Source organism: Fibrobacter sp. UBA7003 (genome assembly GCA_002449765.1).
Taxonomy (GTDB): domain Bacteria; phylum Fibrobacterota; class Fibrobacteria; order Fibrobacterales; family Fibrobacteraceae; genus Fibrobacter.
In genome coordinates this window covers 183,719-203,723 of the sequence record DJXN01000012.1, presented here as the reverse complement: position 1 = coordinate 203,723, position 20,005 = coordinate 183,719, and the positions used below count along the sequence as shown (strand labels likewise).

18 protein-coding genes are annotated in these 20,005 nt (G+C 56.8%); 15 read left to right on the top strand and 3 right to left on the bottom strand.

The genetic code is table 11. From position 1 onward, the window contains the following. Positions 1-16 precede the first annotated feature (16 nt). Complete coding sequence (greA, locus tag B2952_RS09095) at positions 17-484, bottom strand: transcription elongation factor GreA (protein ID WP_173365124.1); 468 nt, start codon at positions 482-484, stop codon at positions 17-19. A 74-nt stretch (positions 485-558) separates the two neighbouring features. Between greA and argJ the strand changes: the two genes are divergently transcribed. Further along, entirely contained in the window at positions 559-1,776 is a 1,218-nt protein-coding gene (gene argJ / locus B2952_RS09090) for a bifunctional glutamate N-acetyltransferase/amino-acid acetyltransferase ArgJ (protein ID WP_072808701.1), read from the top strand. Positions 1,777-1,880: 104 nt separating this feature from the next. Here the strand turns inward: argJ and B2952_RS09085 are convergent, their stop codons facing one another. Then, positions 1,881-2,807: an FISUMP domain-containing protein gene (locus B2952_RS09085; RefSeq protein ID WP_290723242.1), complete on the bottom strand. Its 927-nt coding sequence runs from the start codon at positions 2,805-2,807 to the stop codon at positions 1,881-1,883. A gap of 15 nt (positions 2,808-2,822) precedes the next feature. Continuing rightward, on the bottom strand, positions 2,823-3,935 hold the full coding sequence (locus B2952_RS09080; protein WP_290734347.1) for a glycosyl hydrolase family 8: 1,113 nt from the start codon (positions 3,933-3,935) through the stop codon (positions 2,823-2,825). Positions 3,936-4,055: 120 nt separating this feature from the next. On the opposite strand from B2952_RS09080, the gene B2952_RS09075 reads away from it, so the two are divergent. The 14 genes from B2952_RS09075 to ftsZ all read left to right on the top strand — a co-directional run bounded on the left by B2952_RS09075 (position 4,056) and on the right by ftsZ (position 19,873). Next, the gene (locus B2952_RS09075) at positions 4,056-4,919 is read left to right on the top strand and encodes an NAD(P)/FAD-dependent oxidoreductase (protein ID WP_290729009.1); all 864 of its coding nucleotides are present in this window, start codon (positions 4,056-4,058) and stop codon (positions 4,917-4,919) included. A 37-nt stretch (positions 4,920-4,956) separates the two neighbouring features. Beyond that, complete coding sequence (locus B2952_RS09070; protein WP_173365129.1) at positions 4,957-5,751, top strand: fibrobacter succinogenes major paralogous domain-containing protein; 795 nt, start codon at positions 4,957-4,959, stop codon at positions 5,749-5,751. A 239-nt stretch (positions 5,752-5,990) separates the two neighbouring features. Further along, positions 5,991-6,467 (top strand): division/cell wall cluster transcriptional repressor MraZ, encoded by a 477-nt coding sequence (locus B2952_RS09065; RefSeq protein ID WP_173365130.1) that lies wholly within the window; start codon positions 5,991-5,993, stop codon positions 6,465-6,467. Further along, positions 6,454-7,467 (top strand): 16S rRNA (cytosine(1402)-N(4))-methyltransferase RsmH, encoded by a 1,014-nt coding sequence (gene rsmH, locus B2952_RS09060; RefSeq protein WP_290734350.1) that lies wholly within the window; start codon positions 6,454-6,456, stop codon positions 7,465-7,467. Before B2952_RS09065 ends, rsmH begins: the two co-directional genes overlap by 14 nt. Continuing rightward, positions 7,464-7,781 carry a hypothetical protein gene (locus tag B2952_RS09055; protein WP_290734353.1) on the top strand — a complete coding sequence of 106 codons (318 nt, stop codon included), beginning with the start codon at positions 7,464-7,466 and terminating at the stop codon, positions 7,779-7,781. The genes rsmH and B2952_RS09055 overlap by 4 nt, the downstream gene beginning before the upstream one ends. Continuing rightward, positions 7,771-9,702: a penicillin-binding transpeptidase domain-containing protein gene (locus B2952_RS09050; RefSeq protein ID WP_290723229.1), complete on the top strand. Its 1,932-nt coding sequence runs from the start codon at positions 7,771-7,773 to the stop codon at positions 9,700-9,702. The genes B2952_RS09055 and B2952_RS09050 overlap by 11 nt, the downstream gene beginning before the upstream one ends. Further along, positions 9,702-11,126: a UDP-N-acetylmuramoyl-L-alanyl-D-glutamate--2,6-diaminopimelate ligase gene (locus B2952_RS09045; protein WP_290734355.1), complete on the top strand. Its 1,425-nt coding sequence runs from the start codon at positions 9,702-9,704 to the stop codon at positions 11,124-11,126. Before B2952_RS09050 ends, B2952_RS09045 begins: the two co-directional genes overlap by 1 nt. Further along, positions 11,120-12,508, top strand: a complete 1,389-nt coding sequence (locus B2952_RS09040) for a UDP-N-acetylmuramoyl-tripeptide--D-alanyl-D-alanine ligase (protein ID WP_173365135.1) — start codon at positions 11,120-11,122, stop codon at positions 12,506-12,508. The genes B2952_RS09045 and B2952_RS09040 overlap by 7 nt, the downstream gene beginning before the upstream one ends. 17 nt (positions 12,509-12,525) lie before the next feature. Continuing rightward, a complete protein-coding gene (gene ftsW, locus B2952_RS09035; RefSeq protein WP_173365136.1) occupies positions 12,526-13,701 on the top strand; it encodes a putative lipid II flippase FtsW in 1,176 nt (391 codons plus the stop codon). Beyond that, on the top strand, positions 13,698-14,768 hold the full coding sequence (gene murG, locus B2952_RS09030; RefSeq protein WP_173365137.1) for an undecaprenyldiphospho-muramoylpentapeptide beta-N-acetylglucosaminyltransferase: 1,071 nt from the start codon (positions 13,698-13,700) through the stop codon (positions 14,766-14,768). Before ftsW ends, murG begins: the two co-directional genes overlap by 4 nt. Further along, a complete protein-coding gene (murC, locus tag B2952_RS09025; RefSeq protein WP_290734357.1) occupies positions 14,768-16,150 on the top strand; it encodes a UDP-N-acetylmuramate--L-alanine ligase in 1,383 nt (460 codons plus the stop codon). The genes murG and murC overlap by 1 nt, the downstream gene beginning before the upstream one ends. Further along, on the top strand, positions 16,141-16,989 hold the full coding sequence (locus B2952_RS09020; RefSeq protein ID WP_290734359.1) for a cell division protein FtsQ/DivIB: 849 nt from the start codon (positions 16,141-16,143) through the stop codon (positions 16,987-16,989). Before murC ends, B2952_RS09020 begins: the two co-directional genes overlap by 10 nt. After that, positions 16,982-18,223: a cell division protein FtsA gene (gene ftsA / locus B2952_RS09015; RefSeq protein ID WP_173365140.1), complete on the top strand. Its 1,242-nt coding sequence runs from the start codon at positions 16,982-16,984 to the stop codon at positions 18,221-18,223. The genes B2952_RS09020 and ftsA overlap by 8 nt, the downstream gene beginning before the upstream one ends. Before the next feature lie 39 nt (positions 18,224-18,262). Next, positions 18,263-19,873: a cell division protein FtsZ gene (gene ftsZ / locus B2952_RS09010; protein WP_173365141.1), complete on the top strand. Its 1,611-nt coding sequence runs from the start codon at positions 18,263-18,265 to the stop codon at positions 19,871-19,873. The last annotated feature ends 132 nt before the right edge of the window (positions 19,874-20,005 follow it).

Genomic DNA, 20,005 nt, shown 5'->3' with positions numbered 1-20,005 from the left:
GCGGGTTGGGGGTACCTTAGCTGAAGTCGACGATTTCGAACTTGTTGACGCCTCTCGGGGTTGTCACCTCGACGGTTTCTCCCTTCTTCTTGCCCATGAGGGCGGCGCCGATGGGGCTCTTGAAGCTGATTTTGCCGTTGAGGGCGTCGGCTTCTTCGGGGCTCACCAGCTGGTAGACGACGTTTTTCTTGGTCTTGGCGTTGATGAGCGTGACCTTCGCGCCGAAGCGGATGGTGTCGGAGTTCGGGTCGAACGCGACGACTTCGGCCCTGGCCAGCTGGTCCTGGAGCTTGGGCATTTCGATATTGTCGATGGAGGCGAGACGTTCCTTCGCGGCATGGTATTCGGCGTTCTCGCTCAAATCGCCCTGTGCACGGGCATCAACTAATTCTTGCAGGACGCGCGGGCGTTCTACATTTTTTAAATTTTCGAGTGCTTTGACGAGCTGGTCGTAAGCTTCTTGTGTAAACGGGATCTTTTCCATGCTCTACAAGGTAAAAATTTTAACGGGCGTTGCGAGCCCCGAATCGCAAAGAAAGCTTCTTTTTAGGAGATACTATGTACACTGTGCTGGAAAAAGGCGGCGTTTGCTCCCCCAAGGGCTTTACCGCATCTGGAATTTGCGCTGGCATCAAGGCCAGCGGTAACGCCGACATGGCGCTTTTGAAAAGCGAGAAGGCGGCCCGTTGCTTCGCCGTCTTTACCACCAACAAGGTGAAGGCCGCTCCGGTACTGTACGACAAGGCTGCGCTTGAACATGCCCATTTCGCGACTGCGGTCGTAGTGAACAGCGGCAATGCGAACGCCTGCACCGGCGAACAGGGCTACAAGGATGCCGAACGCATGGCCGTGATGACCGAGGAGGCCCTTGGCCTTACCCCGAAGAGCGTGCTCGTTTGCAGCACGGGCGTGATTGGCCACCTGATGCCGATGGACAAGATCGAGGCGGGAATCCCGAAGCTCGTGGAAAAACTGCACGCCGACGCTTCCGAAGAATTCGGCCGCGCCATCCTTACGACCGACCTTGCCCTCAAGAGCCACGCCGTGGAAATCCAGACGGAAAAGGGCGTGATTACGATTGGCGGCGCCTGCAAGGGCTCGGGCATGATTCACCCGAACATGGCGACGATGCTTGCCTTCATCACGACCGACATCTCGCTCCCCATAGACTTCTTCGCCGAATTCCGTGCCGACATCGCCGATTCCTTCAATGCGATTACCGTGGACGGCGACACGAGCACGAACGACACGTGCATCTTGCTTGCGAACGGCATGAGCGGACTCCGTTACGAAGACCTGAGCTTGAGCGAACAGGGCGAGTTCCGTGCAGCCCTCATGCTTATTATGCAGAGCCTCGCAAAAGACATCGTGCGTGATGGCGAAGGTGCCACCAAGCTTATCGAACTGCGTATCGAGAAGGCAGAAAGCCACGAAGAAGCGCTCCGCATGGCGCGCTTCATCGGGACATCCAACCTCGCGAAGTGCGCAATGTTCGGTGAAGACCCGAACTGGGGCCGCATCCTCAGCAGTGCGGGTTCCAGCGGTTGCAACATGGTGGCCGAACACACCGACCTGTACTTTGGCGACGTGAAGGTGCTTGAAGGCGGGCGCCCGCTCCAGCTCGACGAAGCTCAGACGGCGGCACTCCATGCTGTGGTTCGCCAGCGTGAATACAAAGTAACGCTCGTGCTCAACATCGGTCAGGCATCCGCAAGCGCGTTCACCTGCGACCTGAGCTACGGCTACGTGAAGATCAACGCGGAATATACGACGTAGTTGTTAGTCATTAGTTATTGGTCATTAGGATTGTAATGGCAAAGCCCTCGGCAGCGACCGAGGGCTTTACTTATAAAGTGAAAAGACTGAAGTGAGAACGCTCGCTAGTCCTTCAGGCAGCGGAGGCTCGCTCCGAATTCGGGATTGAACTTCTCGAACTTCGCGATGTCCTTGTCGTGGTAGAACACGAGCACTTCGCCTTCGGCGGTCCAGAGGTAGGCCTTCTTGCCGGCGTCTTCGAACTTGCGTTCCTTCAGCGGGACGTCACTCTTTGCGAAGTGGGCGCCACCGGCCTTCACGCCGAACCCGAGCTCGTCCTTGCCGTTGCCGTAGTCATTGCCGCCTTCCTTGATGGGGTCCCAGCCGAAACCGGCCTTGAGCACGGTGCCGACCTTGCCGCTTGTCTCGGCGAAGGTGAGGAGCGTCTTCCATTCTTCCTTGGTGGGCATGTGGAAGCCGTCGAGGCAGGCCTTCTTCGCATTCTCGAAGTTGTAGAGGCGGCCCCAGTGGTTGCACTGGTTGCACACGGAACCTTCGAAGGTGCCGAAGTTCATGTTCTCGGCGGTCCACACCTGGGTGCCGATGCGGATCCACTGGTAGGCGTAGCCGTCGCGCGGGTCCTTGTAGCTGCCGTCTGTCGCGGGAGAACCGTCCGGATCGTACATTTCGCCGAATTCAATCTGCTTGTTCTTCTGGTATTTGGCCTTGGAAGCGAGCTTGCCGTTCTTGTGGTACTTGACGACTTCGCCTTCGATGTAGCCGTCGGCATACGGAGTTTCGGCCTGGAGGGTGCCGTCTTCGTAGTATTCCTTCTGCACGCCTTCCTTGCGGTCTGCGTTGAAGTTCGTTTCGCGCCTGAGGGTTCCGCTATTGTAGTATTCCTTTTCGATACCCTGCTTCTTGTCGTTGACATAGGTGGATTCCATGCGCACCTTGCCATCGGGAAATTCCTGCGTGCGGATGTCGTCGCAGGCGGTGAAAGCGAGAGCTGCCGTAAGCGACAGGCCGATGAGCAATGTTCTCTGTTTCATTTGGATCTCCTTGTTTTAGAATTCAATTTTTCCGGCAGTTGCCAAGAGCCCGATGATGTAGAGCATGCCGTCGTAGTAGCGCCAGAAGCGGAACGGGACGGAAAGTGCCGCGAGGTCTTTGACGAAAGGCTTTACCAGCGGGTCTTCGGAATCGAGGACTTGTGTCGCGGCCGCGTTCATCGCGATGATGCCCGGCGTAGCGTTGCGGCCCTGGCGCGGGTAGGGCCCGCCGTCGGTCGCGTAGTCAGAGAGGTAGGGCCTCCTGTTCTCGAAGAAGTTCAGCAGGCGCGTGCAGATTTCCTTCTCGCTCTCGTCGCCGCCAAAGAGTGCGTAGTCGAGGCTCAGGTTGAGCGCAACGCGCCAGGCGTCGCCGCTGAAGCAGTTGCTCTCGGGAAACCAGGGCATGGCTTTGGGCGTGCCGTCGTATTCGGAGTAGTCGCCGCAGAGGCCCGTTTCGGGGTGGGCGGCCTTCTTCAGGTATTCGATGCTGTTTTTGGCAATCTCGAGCCATTCGTTGTCGCCGGTCGCATCGGCGTAGGCACGGTAGAATGCGATGGTGTGGTAGCTCGGGTCGGTAAAGTCGTTGCCGAGCACGGGCGAGAACTTGATGAGTTTACGTTCGGGGTCGATCATCGGGCCGACGAGTTCGTTGAACGGTTTGTTCTTGATGCAGTTGATGAGCTCGATGGCCTCCTGCTTGTAGTCGTCGCGGCCAAACTTCTTTGCGGCGATGAGGAGGGCTGCCGCGATGTATTCCTCGCCGTCGGGGGCTGCACCCGGGTCCATCATCGAGAAGTCGGTGGTGGAGACTTGCCAGGAGTAGTAGCCCTTGTGCGGGCCGTCGTCGTTGCGCAGGTATTTCTTCGCGAAGTTCCAGAGTTTCTGGAAAAGCTTGTCGTGGCCGGTGAGGGCGGCAATGAACATGCCGTAGCTCATGCCTTCGGAGCGGATGTCGTCGTGGCCGATGTCGATGATGTATGCCATGTCGTCGGCGGCCTCGAAGCACACGCGCTCGTCGATGGGGTCGCCCTCGAAGAGTTTGCTGAATGCGTTCTGGATTAGCTGGTCGGCGAAGTTCGGGCCGTAGCCTGCTTCGACGAACATGTCGCGGGGCTTTTTACGTTCCATATAAAATCCTCTATTCTATTATCTAAAATAACTTAATTTGCCCCGTATGCAAAACCGCTTTTTGAAAACAAGTGTAAAAAAATGTGTGGAAATTTCGTATTTTTACAACGAGAGGTATTTATGGCAGATATGTTGATTATTGGTCAGGGCCCAGCGGGCGTTTCGGCATCGCTTTATGCGTTGCGTGCCGGCTTGGACGTTATCTTGGTCGGGAAGGGCGCCGGTGCGCTCGAAAAGGCGCACATGATAGAGAATTATTACGGCCTGGAGAAACCGCTGACGGGCGCAGAACTCTATGAGGTGGGCAAGAACCAGGCCGAGCGGCTCGGGGCGAACCTTGTAGAGGACGAGGTGACCGACCTGTTTTTCGACGGGAAGGAATTCGTGGCGACGGGGCTCAAGGGCGAGTACCGTGGTCGCGCGTGCATCATGGCGACGGGTTCTGCCCGCAAGAAGACTCCTCTCCCGGGTATGGCCGAGATGGAAGGCCACGGCGTGAGCTACTGCGCGGTGTGCGATGCGTTCTTTTACCGCGGGAAGGATGTCGCGGTTCTTGGGTCGGGCGAGTATGCCCTGCATGAATGCAATGAACTCCTGAATGTGGTCGGAAGTGTGACGCTCCTTACGAATGGTGCGGAACCGACGGCTGAATTCACAGACAAAGTAAGAATTGACAAGCGAAAGCTCGCGGGCCTTGTGGGCGAGGGAACGTTTGGCGGCGTAAAGTTCGATGATGGCGAGGAACTGAAACTCGACGGGCTGTTTGTCGCCCTCGGCAGCGCAAGTGCCATGGATCTTGCGCGGAAGGCGGGAGCCGCCTTCGACGGCGGCAGCGTCGTGCTGGACAAGGATTACATGACGACGGTTCCCGGCCTGTTTGCCGCGGGGGACTGCACCGGCGGTACGTTGCAGGTTGCTGTCGCCGTGGGCGAGGGCGCCATTGCTAGCCTTGCCGCCATCAAGTATTTGCGCGAGACTCGATAAGCGCTATATTTTTGGACGCATTTTTTAAGGAGGACGAATGCGTGTCTTGAAAGTTTTGTTTGTATTGCTTTTGCCCGTGATGTTTGTCGCCTGTAGCGATGACGATAGCGGCTTTATCTCGCGTCCGGACGGGAAGGATTCTTCGCCCAGCGTCACACCGAAGTCGAGCGATAGCAAGACAAGTGTGCCCACTGGAACTATGACCGACTCCCGCGACGGCCAGACGTATAGGACCGTGAAAATCGGCACCCAAACTTGGATGGCCGAAAACCTTAACTACGCATACACCGGTGTCCCTTATAACCATAGTGGCAACACCCTCGATTCTACTAGTTGGTACTACGACAACGACGCATCCTACAGCACCAAGTACGGTCGCCTATACACCTGGGCTGCAGCCATGGATAGCGTTGGTACGTGGAGCACAAACGGCAAGGGCTGCGGTTACAGTGTAATCGGTATGACCTGCTCGCCGGACTATCTGGTACGTGGTGTTTGTCCCGAGGGTTGGCACCTGCCGGACTCCACGGAATGGAATACGTTGATTACGACAGTTGGTGGTTCCAGTACAGCGGGTAAGGTACTCAAGTCCACTAGCGGCTGGAACAGCAGTGGCAACGGCACCGATGCTTTCGGCTTTTCCGCGTTGCCCGCCGGCTTCAGGGACATCTTTGATTACTACAGAGAGGGTGACGTAGTGAGGTTCTGGAGTTCTACTGAATACGATGGCTACAGCGCGTTCTTCATGGACTTGTACTACGACCTCGACAATGCGGGACTGACTCACAACGGCAAGTACGAAGGGCTTTCTGTTCGTTGCCTTAAGGACTAGGGCGTAAACCTTGCCTTCCCAAAAATAGACCGGCAATGATGCCGGTTTTTTTGTGTACTAAAAATTAACAATGCTCATCTGAACACCAAAATGAAATCGGACCTCGGTACGAGGTATGCTTTCTGTAAGTTTTCCGGTTTCTGGGGGCGATATTCCAAAATTTTATTGCCGTAGTGGTAGAAAATGTTTAATTTTACCATGTGTTATAAGTGTTGTGGCAAAGTGTGTCAAGGAATCAAATGGATTTAGGCTATTTCATAGGCAGCGCCAAGACGGCGATAGACGGAAAGGGAAGGTCTTCCTTCCCCAGGGAACTCCGTCGCCAGCTGTGGGCTACCGAAGGGACTGAGTTCGTAGTCGCTCGCGACCCGGACCACACCCTCCGGTTGTACATGCTGCCTGAGTACGCCAAATTCATGGCCGAACTCGATGCGTTCATAGATCGCCCTCGAGCCGATGAATTCCGGAAACAGCTCGATGCCAGCCTAGTAGAAATGGATGGCCAGAACCGCATTCTTATTCCCAAGAAATTGTTGGAATATGCGGGTCTCACGACAGAAGTGGTTTACACTCCCGGTCGTGGACGCTCTCTGGAATTGTGGAACCCCGAACGATTCGAAAACAAGAGCAAGATCGATACCGATGCTGCTCAGAAGTCGTTCGACGAAATGTTCCGCCTAATCGGTTCGTCGGGAGGTCTTGATGGCAAACGCTGACCTCAGACAAACTAATTTACAGACAAACGAATATTCTGCGGCTCTTGCCGGCGCTACCGATGGCGTGTTCTATCACGACCCCGTGATGCTTGCCGAATGCCTTGATGGGCTGAACATCAGGCCTGATGGTACCTATGGCGACTGCACGCTCGGCGGTGGCGGACATTCCTACGCGATTGCGAACAAATTAAACGAAGGCGGAACGCTCCACGCGTTTGACCGTGACGAGGAAGCCGTTGCGTTTGCGACCAAGCGCCTTGCGGGTGTAAAGTGCAAGTTCGTTGTGCATCCGGTGCGCTTCGGTGAACTGAAGAACGAGATTGCACCGAATACTCTCGACGGCATTCTTTACGATTTGGGAATCAGCAGCCACCAGGTTGACGATTCCAAGCGCGGGTTCACCTTTGTGGGCGATAATCCGCTCGATCTCCGCATGGACCGCCGTGAAGGTGTATCTGCGCAGGAATGGCTCAAGAATGTCGATGCAGAAACGCTTGCCGCGGCCCTCCGCAAGAATGCGGATATGGACCGTGCGTTCAAGCTTGCAACCCGCCTTGTAGAAATGGCGGGCACGGTGAAGGCCGGGAACCGCGATATTCTCCCTTCCGACGTGAAGGCCGTGGTGGAATCGGTATTCCCCGACAAGAAGCGCGAAGTGAACGGCCTTTTGGCACGCGTTTTCCAGGCTATACGCATGGAAGTGAATGGCGAACTCAAGGAGATTGAAGATAGCCTGAGCGCCGCGGTGGACTGCCTCAAGGTGGGTGGTCGCCTGGTGGTGATGAGCTACCATTCGGTGGAGGACCGCTGCGTGAAGGAAACCGCCGCGAAGTTCGAGAGGGCCTGCATTTGCCCCGAACGCCAGCCGGTGTGCACGTGCGGCGGCAATCACCAGCGCCTGCGCAAGGTGAACCGCAAGCCGATTTTGCCGACAAGTGAAGAGATTGCAAGGAACAGCAGGGCTCGCTCTGCGAAACTGAGGGTGTACGAACGGGTATGAGCGCTACGGATAAATTGCCGGTACCGAAGACGAACAGGGCGACCTTCCTGATCGTTGCGGTTGTGTTCGTGCTGATTGTCATCGGCCTCGTGACTCCCTTGTACCTTCAGAACAGGGTGAATGCGCTCTATTCGAAGTCCTATGCGCTTTCGAACGAGATCGTTTTTTTGAAGCGCGACATTTTGATGCTGGACCTAAAAATAAATCAGTATTCGTCGCTCGAATACCTGTGCGGCTTTGCCGACTCGGTGGGGCTCGGGCTCAATGGTGTCCCCGTGAAGGTGATGGATGCGGGAGGTCCCGGTGTACAATAGGGTAAAATTGGAACCGCTGGCCTTCCTCAAGTGGGTCGTGATGAGCCTCGTCGGCGTGCTGATGTGGCAGACTTTCAACATCCAGGTGCTCAACAGCGAAGTCTACCAGACCAAGACGAAGGATCGCGTGACGAGTACGCGCAACGTGTATGCGGGTCGCGGGCGCATCATGGACAGGAACGGTATTGTGTTTGCCGACAACTATCGCGATACCACGAAGGGCGTCGATGACTATAGCCGCATATTCTTGCAGGGGCATCTGGCGAGCCAGATTGTCGGGAAACTCGATTTCAACGGCCGCGGCAACATGGGCATGGAGAAGGTGTTCGACACCACGTTGAGCGGAATCGAAGGGATACGCGTGGGCGTGCGCGATGTCCAGAAGCGCGAAATTTACAGCCGTTCCGAGGAAGTGGCGAAGGCGGAACCGGGACTGAACCTAGTCCTCACCATCGACCGCAACATGCAGGAAATTGTCGAGAAGGCCTTGAAGGATGGCGTCGAGGAGTTCCAGGCGGCAAGTGCAAGCGCTGTGGTCATCGAGCCCGTTACGGGAGAAATCCTCGCGATGGCGAGTTATCCGACGTTTGACCCGAATTCTAGAACGCAGGGCGTGGGGCGCATGGCCAAGAATGACATCGTTTCGCTTCCCTACGAGCCGGGCTCTACCTTCAAGGTGATTACGGCTGCCGCCGCCCTCGAAGACGGCATTGTTTCGCCGGACAAGGTTTACCCGAGCAATGGCGGGCGCTGCTGGGAATGGTGGGAAGGCAATCCGAAGTTCAAGAACGAGAAGCCGATTTGCGATTCCCATGTCATCGGGGAGGTGGATATGCCCGAGGCCATGGCACAGTCCTCGAACGTGTACTTTGCGAGGGTCGCGGATGCGGTTGGCGCCGACAGGTTCTATCGCATGGCGCGCAGCTTCGGTATTGGCATCCAGACTTCGGAATATTTCCAGGGCGAGGAAAGCGGACGCCTGTTGAAGCCCTTCGAACTGGAACGCGATGCGCGTACGCTCATGACGATGGGCTACGGGCATGCCGTGATGGTGACCCCGATACAGATGGCGATGGCGTATGCGGCAATCGCGAACGGCGGTGTGCTCATGGAGCCGATGATTGTGAAGGAATGGCGCGATTGGCAGGGCAACGTGGTCGACAAGAAAAAGCCGACGGCCGTTCGCCGCGTGATTTCGGAGAAGACTGCGGCCTCTATCCGCAAGATGCTCCAGCGCGTGGTGTATGACAAGAAGGGAACGGCAAAGCAGGCGATGAGCAAGAAGATTCCGAATGTGATTTTTGGTGGCAAGACGGGTACGGCCGAAAAGTATAACCACGTGACGCGCAAGTACGACAAGAATCGCCAGGTTGCTTCGCTTATTGGCCTTGCTCCGATCGAGGATGTTCGCTACGTGTGCATGGTCTTGGTCGATGACCCGAATATGGACAAGGACCGCGGACATACGGGTGGCGTCACGGCGGGCCCTATTTTCCGTCGGATTATGGAAGGGATCTACTTCCATCCGCAACTTTCGCCGATTTCGTATAACCTGGCGCAGGTGAAACGCGATACTCCCTGCGATGTCGATTTTATGGGAATGCCGCTCGATGGCGCGAAAAAGGTTGCAAGCGACAGGAACTGCAAGGTGGCTTTTGACGGCGTGGGTTCCCGCGTTATTTCCCAGCGCCAGAACACATCCGATACGGCGGGCGTGACGCTTGTCCTTGGCGAGATGGCCGCATCGAAGATGCCTGACTTGAAGGGGCTTTCGCTGCGCGACGCCATGGAAATTATGGGCAACATCCGCGTGAACGTGGAATACGAGGGCAAGGGCCATGTCGTGGCGCAGTCCCCGATGCCGGAGGAAGAACTACGCAAGGGTACAATTTGCAAGCTGAAGCTTAAGGAGAGAGGTTGATGATTTCGGAAGCTTTGATGCAGAATTTGTCTGTCAAGGGACTTTGCGACGATTCCCGCCGCGTGAAGGCGCAGGACCTGTTCTTCTCCATGCCCGCGGATGGCTATGAAGAATTTGCGCGCAGCGCCCTTGCTTCGGGTGCCGTTGCCGTGGTGAGCGAACAGGCTGCCCCTGCAGGGCTTGCCTCCAAGTGGATCCAGGTCTCGGACGTGAAGGAAGCTCGCCTGGAAGCAGCCCGTGTATTTTACAAGGATCCGTTCGCGAAGCTCCGCTGCCATGCGGTGACAGGTACGAACGGCAAGACGACCAGCGCCTTCCTCATGAATGCGATGCTTGAATCGGCAGGCCGGAAAACGGCTCTCCTCGGCACCATCAAGAACAAGATTGGCGAATCGTCCGTTCCCGCGACGCTCACGACTCCGGGCCTTTTGGATTTGTTCGCGTTTGCCTCGAAGGCTGTTGCGGCCGGATGCACCGACCTCGTCATGGAAACGTCGAGCCATTCGCTGCACCAGGGGCGCGTGGCCGGAATTCGCTTCAGGAGCGGGCTCTTCAGCAACCTCACGCAAGACCATCTCGATTACCACAAGACGATGGATGCCTATTTCGAGGCCAAGAAACTCCTCTTTACGAAATACCTTGCCGATGATGGCGTTGCCGTGGTGAACATCGACGATGCGCACGGTGAGAGACTTTTTGATGAACTGAAGACGCTCGGGAAAAATGCCGTCGCGGTTTCGAGACTCGGGAATGCGAAGGCCTCCGTGAAGCCGGAAGGCGACGTGCAGAATACCGAGAACGGCCTCGTGTTCAGCCTGCCTGCCGTTGCGAAGGAAAAATTCGAGACGCCCCTCTGTGGCGACTTTAACGTGGATAACGTGTTGCTTGTGCTCGCCTGGGCGAATGCGGTCGGAATCCCGGAACTCTCGATGCGTGCTGCGCTTGCGAGCGTCCGCGTGCCGGGACGTTTCGAGAAGGTTTGGAACAAGGACGGAAAGCATGTCGTGGTCGACTATGCGCATACGCCCGACGCCCTGGAACGCGTGCTTACGACGGCGCGCAAGCTCTGCCGCGGGACGCTCTCTACGGTATTCGGCTGCGGAGGTGACCGCGACCGCACCAAGCGCCCCATCATGGGCCACATCGCGGAAACGATTGCCGACAAGGCTTGGCTCACTTCCGACAACCCGCGCACGGAAGACCCGCTCGCGATTATCGAGGATGTGCGCGCGGGAATGAGTACGGACAAGTTTGAGGTCGTGGCGGACCGTGCGGAAGCCATCCGCAAGGCATGTGCCGCGCTGAAGGATGGCGATTGGCTCGTAATTGCGGGCAAGGGCCACGAAGATTACCAGATCGTCGGCAAGACGAAGCATCATTTTGACGACCGCGAAGAAGCGGTGAAGGCGATGGAAGAATGTTAAAGCTTGATTTGACAGTCCGCGAAATGCTGGAAATCCTGGAAACATCCGCCGTGGGTGTTCCGGCCAGCGTCTTGAAGCGGAAAGTGAATCTCTGCATGGATTCACGCGAGAAGGCCAAGGGCGTAGTGTTCTGGCCTATAAAGGGAGCGCGTTTCGATGCGCACAAGTTTGTCTCTCAAATGGAAAAGGATGGTGCGCTGATGAGCGTTGTGAACCAGGAATCCGTAGAAAGCAATTCCATCAAGATGTATGCCCCGGTGGAAGATACCACCAAGGCGCTGCTCAAGCTCGCCAAGGGCTACCAGAGGCTCTTCAAGGTGAAGAAGGTCGCCATTACCGGAAGCAACGGCAAGACGACCACCAAGGAGATGACGAAGGCCGTGCTCTCCATGAAATACAAGACCCATGCGACGCAGGGCAACTTCAACAACCATATTGGCGTGCCGATGACGCTGTTCCAGCTGAAGCACAGCCATGAGGCTGCTGTCGTCGAGATGGGAACGAGCGGTCCCGATGAAATCCGCCCGCTTTCGCTGGCCGCAGAACCCGATGTCGCCGTGATTACGAACATCGGCGCTTCGCATCTGGAACGCCTTGGCGATTTGGACGGCGTGTTCCGCGAAAAAATTACCATCAAGGATGGCCTCAAGACGAACGGCACCTTGATCGTGAATGCCGATGACCCGCGCCTCTGCAAGGTGCGTTCGACAAAGAACATGAAGGTCGTCACGTTCGGCGTGCATCGCGGAATCGTGAAGCCCGAAAGGCTCACCTGGAACGAGAACGCCTGTGCCGATTTCTATGTCGGCCGCACGCATTTCGAACTGAGCGTGCCGGGGACGCACAACCTCTACAATGCGCTTGCGGCGATTGCCGTGGGCGAGGCTTTCCGCGTGCCGAAGGCCGATATCGCGAAGGCGCTCAAGGCTTTCCATGCGACAAACATGCGCATGGAATTCCGCAAGGGCAACGGATTTAAGATTGTTTCGGACTGCTACAACGCGAACCCCTCTTCTACCCGCATGGCGCTTCAGACCATCGGCAACATGAACGTGCGCGGCTGCCGTATCGCAGTCCTCGGCGACATGCTGGAACTCGGAAAGGCGAGTCGCGAAATGCACCGCGAAATCGGAAAGCTCGTTCCCGAGATGAATTTCGACCTGCTGCTCGCTGTGGGCGAGGATGCGAAGGAATATGTGAAAGGCGCCAAGGAAGGCGGCCTGGAGCAGGCTTTCCATTTCGATTCTGTGCAGGACGTGATTGAGTTTTTGGGCGAAGTGGTCTGCGAAGGCGACGTGCTCCTCGTGAAGGGCAGCCGCGGAATGCATATGGAACAGGTGGTGGATGCCCTGCTCAAGCAGGCTCCGGTTTCTAAGGCGTAAGGTATCGAGAAGTTAAGATGAGCAACCAGACTACAGGCGTAAACAAGCTGCTTCTGCTGTCAACACTCTTGTTGATGAGCTTTGGCATCGTTGTCGTTTATACGGCCTGTACCCAGCATGCGCTCAGGATGGGACTTGCCCCGGAATACTACCTGAAGAAGCATTGCATGATGGTGCTGGTAACGCTGCTTGTCATGCTCTTTGCTGCAAAAATCGATTATTCGGTCTGGAAAAAATTCTCGCGCGTCATCTTTGCGGGGGGCTGCGCCCTGACGGTATACTGCCTCATTTTCGGGAAGGCGCATCTTGGTGCCAAACGCTGGGTGGATTTTGGATTCTTCCAGCTGCAGCCTTCCGAGGTGCTGAAGTTCGGGCTAATCGTGATGGTGGCGGTCAAGCTTTCGGAGGCGGGCTCCGAAATAAAGAGCTTGAAGTGCAGCTTAATCCAGCCTGGAATTCCTTTTGCGATTGCGGCAATCCTCCTGATTTTGCAGCCCAATTTCTCGATGCTGATCATGTTCGCAAGCATTGTCGTGGCCATGCTTCTTGTTGCCGGCGTGAACTTCAAGCACTTGCTGCCGGCGTTGGGGGGCGGGCTCCTGATGGGTGTAATCATGCTTCTGGTGAAAAGCCATTCTTCGAAGCGCATTGCCGCTTTCCTGGATCCGTCGATGCACCAGGACAGTGCTTACCAGGCGGAACGTTCTCTGGAAGCCCTCGGCAATGGCGGTTTTTTTGGAACAGGAGTTGGCATGGGCATCCAGAAACTCGGATACCTTCCGGAGGCACACAAGGACGTGGTGTATTCGGTCATAGGCGAGGAATTTGGATTTATCGGGACGTTCTGCGTGCTGTTCGTTTTTGGAGTGCTCTTCTACCAGGGATTCGAGATTGCGAGGAATTCTTCGACTCGCTTCGGAAAGTATATGGCGGTGGCGCTGACGACATCCCTGTTCCTGAACTTTATCGTCCATGTGTGCGTGAGTACGGGGCTCATCCCGACAACGGGCCAGCCGCTTCCCTTCCTCAGCTTTGGCGGGACGAACCTGATTGTTTCCGGCCTGTTCATAGGAGTCCTGTTGAATATTTCCAAGTCCGGGACGGGAAAGAGAATAGACGAGCCCTATGTGGGCGGCGAGAAAACGAACGTCTATACGTTCGGCGGTTTTGATATAACGAGGGCTGAATCATGAAAAAGTTCCTGTTTGTGTGCGGTGGCACCGGTGGCCACATTTTCCCGGCAGTTGCGATTGCCGAAAGCCTAAAGAAAAAGGGCTATACGGACATCACGTTCGCCGGTCGCAAGGATTCTATGGAAGAACGCCTTGTGGCTGCTAACTGGCCTTATGAATATATCACGGCGGAACCGCTCCACCGCGGTCCGTTCCTCAAGAATTTGGCTCTTCCGTTCAAGCTTTCGAAGTCGCTGGTGCGTGCGAAGAGCGTCGTGAAGAAAGTGAATCCCGATGTGGTCGTGGCGACGGGCGGCTACGTGTCGCTCCCGATTGTGATGGCGGCAGGCCGTCTCGGAATTCCCGTCTACCTGCAGGAACAGAATGCCGTTGCCGGTGTCGCGAACAAGGTCGGGTCTCGCTATGCGAAGACTGTGTTTGTGACCTCCGATGATGCGGCGAAGTTCTTCCCCGCAGAAAAGTGCATGGTCTTTGGAAACCCCGTGCGCAAGCTGCCCGATGGCGATTCGCTTGCTCGTCCGGCCGAGTTTGCCCCAGGCAAGAAGGCCGTGTTTATTGTGGGCGGTTCGCAGGGCGCAGCCGGTATCAACAACAAGATTGAAGAAAGCATCAAGACGATTGCCGCCCGCGACGACGTGTCTGTCGTGTGGCAGGTGGGCGTGAAGAATGTCGAAGCCATCTCGGAACGTGTCGGCAATGTGCCGAATGTCGCCATCCGCGGGTTCCTCGACGGAATCTACGCCTACATGAAGCATGCCGACCTGATAATCAGCCGTGCCGGGGCTTCCGCCCTGGCCGAGATCCTCGCGTTCGGAAAGCCGTCGATTCTGCTCCCGTTCCCGCATGCGACAGCGAACCACCAGGAACACAACGCCCGCGTGGTCGAAAAGGCGGGGGCATGCCTCGTCGAGCTCGATGCCGAAGAGAACCACCTGTGGGAAAAGGTGGAGCAGCTTCTGGCGAATGAAACCCGTTTGAATGCTATGGCCGCTGCCGCGAAGGGGCTGGGAATGCCCGATGCCGCCGACCAGATCGCGAAGGCCATCTTGGAAAAGGAAGAAGCGTAATGCAGATCAATGATTGTAAACGTGTTCGTCGTCTCCACTTTGTGGGCATCGGTGGCGCCGGGATGTCCGGCATTGCCGAGGTGCTGCATGCGAATGGATTTGAAGTGTCGGGTTCCGATACGGGTGAAAGTCCCGTCATCGACTACCTCAAGGGTCTTGGCATCAAGATTGCGCCGAAGCACGAAGCGAAGAACGTGGAAAATGCCGACCTGGTCGTGTATTCGTCCGCCGTTCCGCACGATAATCCCGAACTCGTGGAAGCGCGCAACCGCCGCATCCCCGTCATTCGCCGCGCCGAAATGCTCGGCGAACTCATGCGCATGAAGTATACGCTCTCGATTTGCGGGACGCACGGGAAGACGACGACAACCTCCATCGTCGGTGAAATCTGGGAAGAAGCCGGTCTCGACCCGACGATTATCGTGGGTGGCGTGGTGAAGGGCAAGGGCTCGGGTGCCAAGGTGGGCAAGGGCGACTACCTGATTGCCGAAAGCGACGAGTTCGACCGCAGTTTCCTTTCGATGATGCCGTCTTCGGCCATCGTGACAAACATCGATGCCGACCATCTGGATACTTACGAGAATATTGAGGATATCAAGGATGCGTTCGTGCAGTTCGTGAACAAGATTCCGTTCTACGGCCAGGCAATCCTCTGCCTCGACGACCCGAACGTGCAGGCGATTCTCTCGCGCGTCAGGAAACCGGTGATAACATATGGCTTTACTCGACAGGCCAAGTATCGCGTGGACAACCTTCGCTTCGAGAAGGGATATCCCGTATTTGAAATCTTGAACGACGGCGAAAACCTGGGCGAATTCCGCCTCCAGATTCCGGGCCGCCACAACGTGCTCAATGCGACCGCCGCCGTGGCGCTTGCTATCGAGGAAGGCATTTCTGCCGATGTGGCCCGCAAGGCGTGTGCCGCGTTCCAGGGCGTGACGCGTCGCTTCGAATTCATGGGCGAGAAGAACGGCGTGATGGTGTTCAACGACTACGCGCACCACCCGACTGAAGCGACCGCGACGCTGCTTGGCTTCCGCGAGGCTTTCCCGGACAAGAGGATTGTCGTTGCGTTCCAGCCGCACCTTTTCAGTCGCACCCGCGACCAGCACGAAGCTTTCGGTATGGCTTTCGCGAACTGCGATGTGCTTTTGGTGACGGATATCTATCCGGCGCGTGAACGCCCCATCGAAGGCGTGACAGGCGCGCTTGTCGCAAACAGCGCGAGCGACCGCGGCCACCGCAATGCCCGTTTCGTGGGCGACCAGATGAACCTGCTTCCGATTCTGAAGGAGGAACTCAAGGCGGGCGACGTGGTGGTGCTGATGGGCGCCGGAAGCATCTACAAGTTGGGAGACCGTATTTTGGAGGAATGCATTTGACCGAATCCAGGACGACATTCCTCGGCCGTCGCATCGGCTACAACGAGAGCAAGCGCAAGGAGGCCCGCGTTCAAAAGCTGAAACGCGGCTTCAAGGGCGCCGTTCGTTGGTTCGTGCGCCGTGGCTGGATTGTTGCAATCCTGCTAGTTGTCGCCGGTGTCGCTCTCTGGACGAACCGATTCTACGTGCAGCGATTCAACCCGCTCGAACTGCGCCATTTGCAGTATATCGATATCGAGGGGAATCGCATGCTCTCGTGGGAAGACGTTATCCAGAATGCGCAGGTGGAACCGGGAATGCTCATGTCGGAACTCGAACCTGATTCGGTAGAAAAAATGCTGATGCAGATGCCGCTCATCCGTTCGGCGGAAGTGGAGAAGAAGTTCCCCTCCTCCGTGACAATCCGTTTGCAGGAGGCGGATCCCGTGGCTTCGTTCTTCGAAGGGGGCAAGGCGACTGTCTATTCCGAACGCGGAGTGCCCATGCCGCTATCGATGTCGACTGCGCTCAGGCTTCCGATAGTGGAACCCGGTTCCATGGACGAAATCAAGCGCATATGCAAGTTTCTCTCCGAAATGCGCAAGATCGATTCCAAGCTTTTCGGCCAGATTTCCCAGGTGGGCTGGGATTCGGAAGACAAGGCCTTCGAGGTGTTCTTCCGCGATGTCGAGTTTCATGTGCTGTTTCCGCAGTCGGGTTGGAACAGCGATCTCTTCGCCCTGTACGAGATGGTCAAGGCGGGATTTCCGAAGGATTTGCGTTGTGCCGGTGAATTGGACATGCGTTATGCCGGTTTTGCTTATGTAAGGAATTTTGACAAGAGGTGTGTCAATGGATGAAGCAAGGAATGAAATGAGGAAAGAGGACCTGATATTCGGTCTGGATATCGGAGCCTCGAAAATTAACCTGTTCGTCGGCATGGTGGACGGAGCCTCCGTGCGCGTGTTGGAATGCGGGGACTTCCCGCTTACCAATGCGGACGAGTTCGATCACGTGGTCGAGACGCTCAAGAATGCGGCCCAGTCCATCGAGTCGACGGTCGGCGTGGATGTCCACGACGTGTACGTGGGTATCGCCGGAAAGCATGTCTCCTCGTTCAACTACAGGGGACTCATTACGCTTCCGACCGGAGAAGTCCGCAGCCAGGATATCGAAACGGTCAAGGACCAGGCGAGCACGATTCCCGAATCGGCCGGGCAGATTATCCACGTGTTCCCGGGCGAATACACGCTCGACGACCAGCCGGGCATCCGCAACCCGAAGGGCCTCAACGGCCGCCGCCTCGGCGTCGAAGTCCAGGTGGTTACCTCGCGCCCGAATGCCATCCAGAACCTGGACAAGTGCGTAAAGAGCGCCGGTCTCCACACGATGGAATTTGTGCTGGAACCCCTTGCTGCCGCCTATGCCGTGCTCACCGAGGATGAAAAGGAACTGGGAGTCGCCCTGATTGACATTGGCGCCGGTTCTGCCGACGTGGCCGTGTTCGTGGGCGAGTCCGTTCGCTATACGGTTTCCCTTGACCTTGCTGGGAACAGTATCACGAGCGATATCAGCAAGTGCCTCCAGGTTCCCATTTCGCTTTCGAAGGCCGAAGAAATCAAGAAGAAGTACGGCACCTGCAAGATCAACAACCTTATCGAGGACGAGACGTTCCCGGTGCCCGGCGTGGGTGACCGTGGCGACGTGCAGTGCTCCCGCAAGCTCCTTGCGCGCGTGATCACGGCCCGTGTCGCCGAGATTTTCAAGATGCTGAGCGATGACCTCCAGAAGCACAAAATCGACGGCCTCATCAACGGCGGAATCGTGCTGACGGGCGGCTGCTGCGCTCTCGAAGGAATCGACGAGATTGCAGAGAAGGTGTTCCACAAGCCGGTGCGCATCGGGCTTCCCAAGTTCTTCAGCGGAATCCAGGAAGCGTTCCGCAAGCCATCCTACGCGACAGGCATCGGGCTCCTGCATTACGCCGCCCGCAAGCAGCGCGAGAACAGAAGGAACGAGACGGGTAAGCAGATTACGGTATCCGTCAAGAAAGGTCTTCAGTGGATCAAGGATTTGGTCCAGACATACTTTTAAACAACAAAAACCAACCACTCAATCCCAGGGAGAAAAACTATGAGTGAATACATGAACGGGACATCCCATATCGAAATGGATGAATCCACCCTCAACAACGCGAAGGTGAAGGTGTTCGGTGTCGGCGGTGCCGGCGGCAACACCGTGAACCGCATGGTCGGCATGAACATTCAGGGCGTGGAATACTACGCCGTGAATACCGATGCCATGGCCTTGGAACTGAGCCTTGCCGATCACAAGATTGCCATTGGCCAGAAGACCACCAAGACTCTCGGCGCCGGCGCAAAGCCGGACGTGGGCCGCAAGGCTGCCGAAGAAAGCGTCGAGGAACTGAAGGAGGCCATGAAGGGGGCCGACCTCATCTTCGTCACTGCCGGCATGGGCGGTGGAACCGGAACGGGTGCAGCCCCGGTGATTGGCGCTGCTGCTCGTGAACTCGGTATCCTTACCATAGCCGTAGTCACCAAGCCTTTCAGGCACGAAGGCCCTGTCCGCTCCAGGAATGCAGAAAAGGGCATCAAGAACCTGAGGGACACGGTTGACACCATGATTGTGGTTGACAACAAGAAGCTCATGAACGTGGTCGAGAATACCGACAAGAACATGACCCTCGAAGGCGCGTTCAAGCTGACTGACGACATTCTCGGTAACGCCGTCCGCAGCATTTGCGACATCATGTTCCGCCATGGCCTTATCCACGTTGACTTTGCCGACGTGAAGACCGTGATGACCAACGGCGGCTCCGCCCTCATGGGCACGGGCATTGCCGAAGGCGAAAACCGCGGCATCAAGGCTGTTGACATGGCCCTCTCTTCTCCGCTTCTCGAAGACGTGAACGTGGAAGGCGCTACCGGCGTGCTGGTGAATGTTTCCCACGGCGAAAGTTTCTCCATGATCGAATACAGCGAGGCCATGGAACATATCTACGAGGCCGTAGGCGACATGGGAGACCCGAATATCATCATCGGCGATATCCTCCTCCCGGAACTCGGCGACAAGGTTTGCATCACGATTATCGCGACAGGCTGCGGCAACACCGGCATTCAGCAGTCCGCTTCTGCCCAGGTGGCTCAGCAGCCCTACGTGGCTCCGACACCCCGCCCGAGCGACCTGGTGAACACCATCGGTAGCCCTGCAGGCTTCTCGCAGGCCCCGGTCCAGCAGGCTCCCGTCGCGCCGCAGCCGGTGCAGCCGACTCCGCGTCCGACCAGCCTGAATTTCGTTGCCCTTGCGCACAACACGGTTGCCATGCCGGCCGTCGCTCCTGCCGCTCCGCAGGCGACGTTCACACAGCAGGGTGCCGTGCAGCAGCCCGCTCAGGGCTATGCTGCTCCTGAATTCTCGGCTACGGCTCCCGCTGCCGAAGAATCCATTCTCGGGACTCCCAACGCCTCCCTTCCCGAAACGCAGGAATTCTCTGCCGTCGCGGATGTGGACGACATGAACGGAGTCCATGAGACTGCTTCTGTGAGCGCCATGCGCGAAGAACCGGCCAACCTCGGCACTCCGACTTTTATCCGCCAGCAGGCCCTCGCGGCTGCCCCCGCGGCAAAGTCCACGCAGTACGAAGCCGGTTCCCTCAAGAGCAACGGTGTTGACTACGACGTGCCCGCCTTCCTCCGCGGAAACGCCCTGAGCGACATCTTCTAAGATGCCTCTGAAGAACTTCTAGAAAGAAGAATAACACACACACAGGGTGTGCGTATTCCACGCACATCCCCACAACACACAAGGGACTACCTGGGTCTCCCTGCCTGGGTAGTCCTTTTTCGTGTTTTGAAT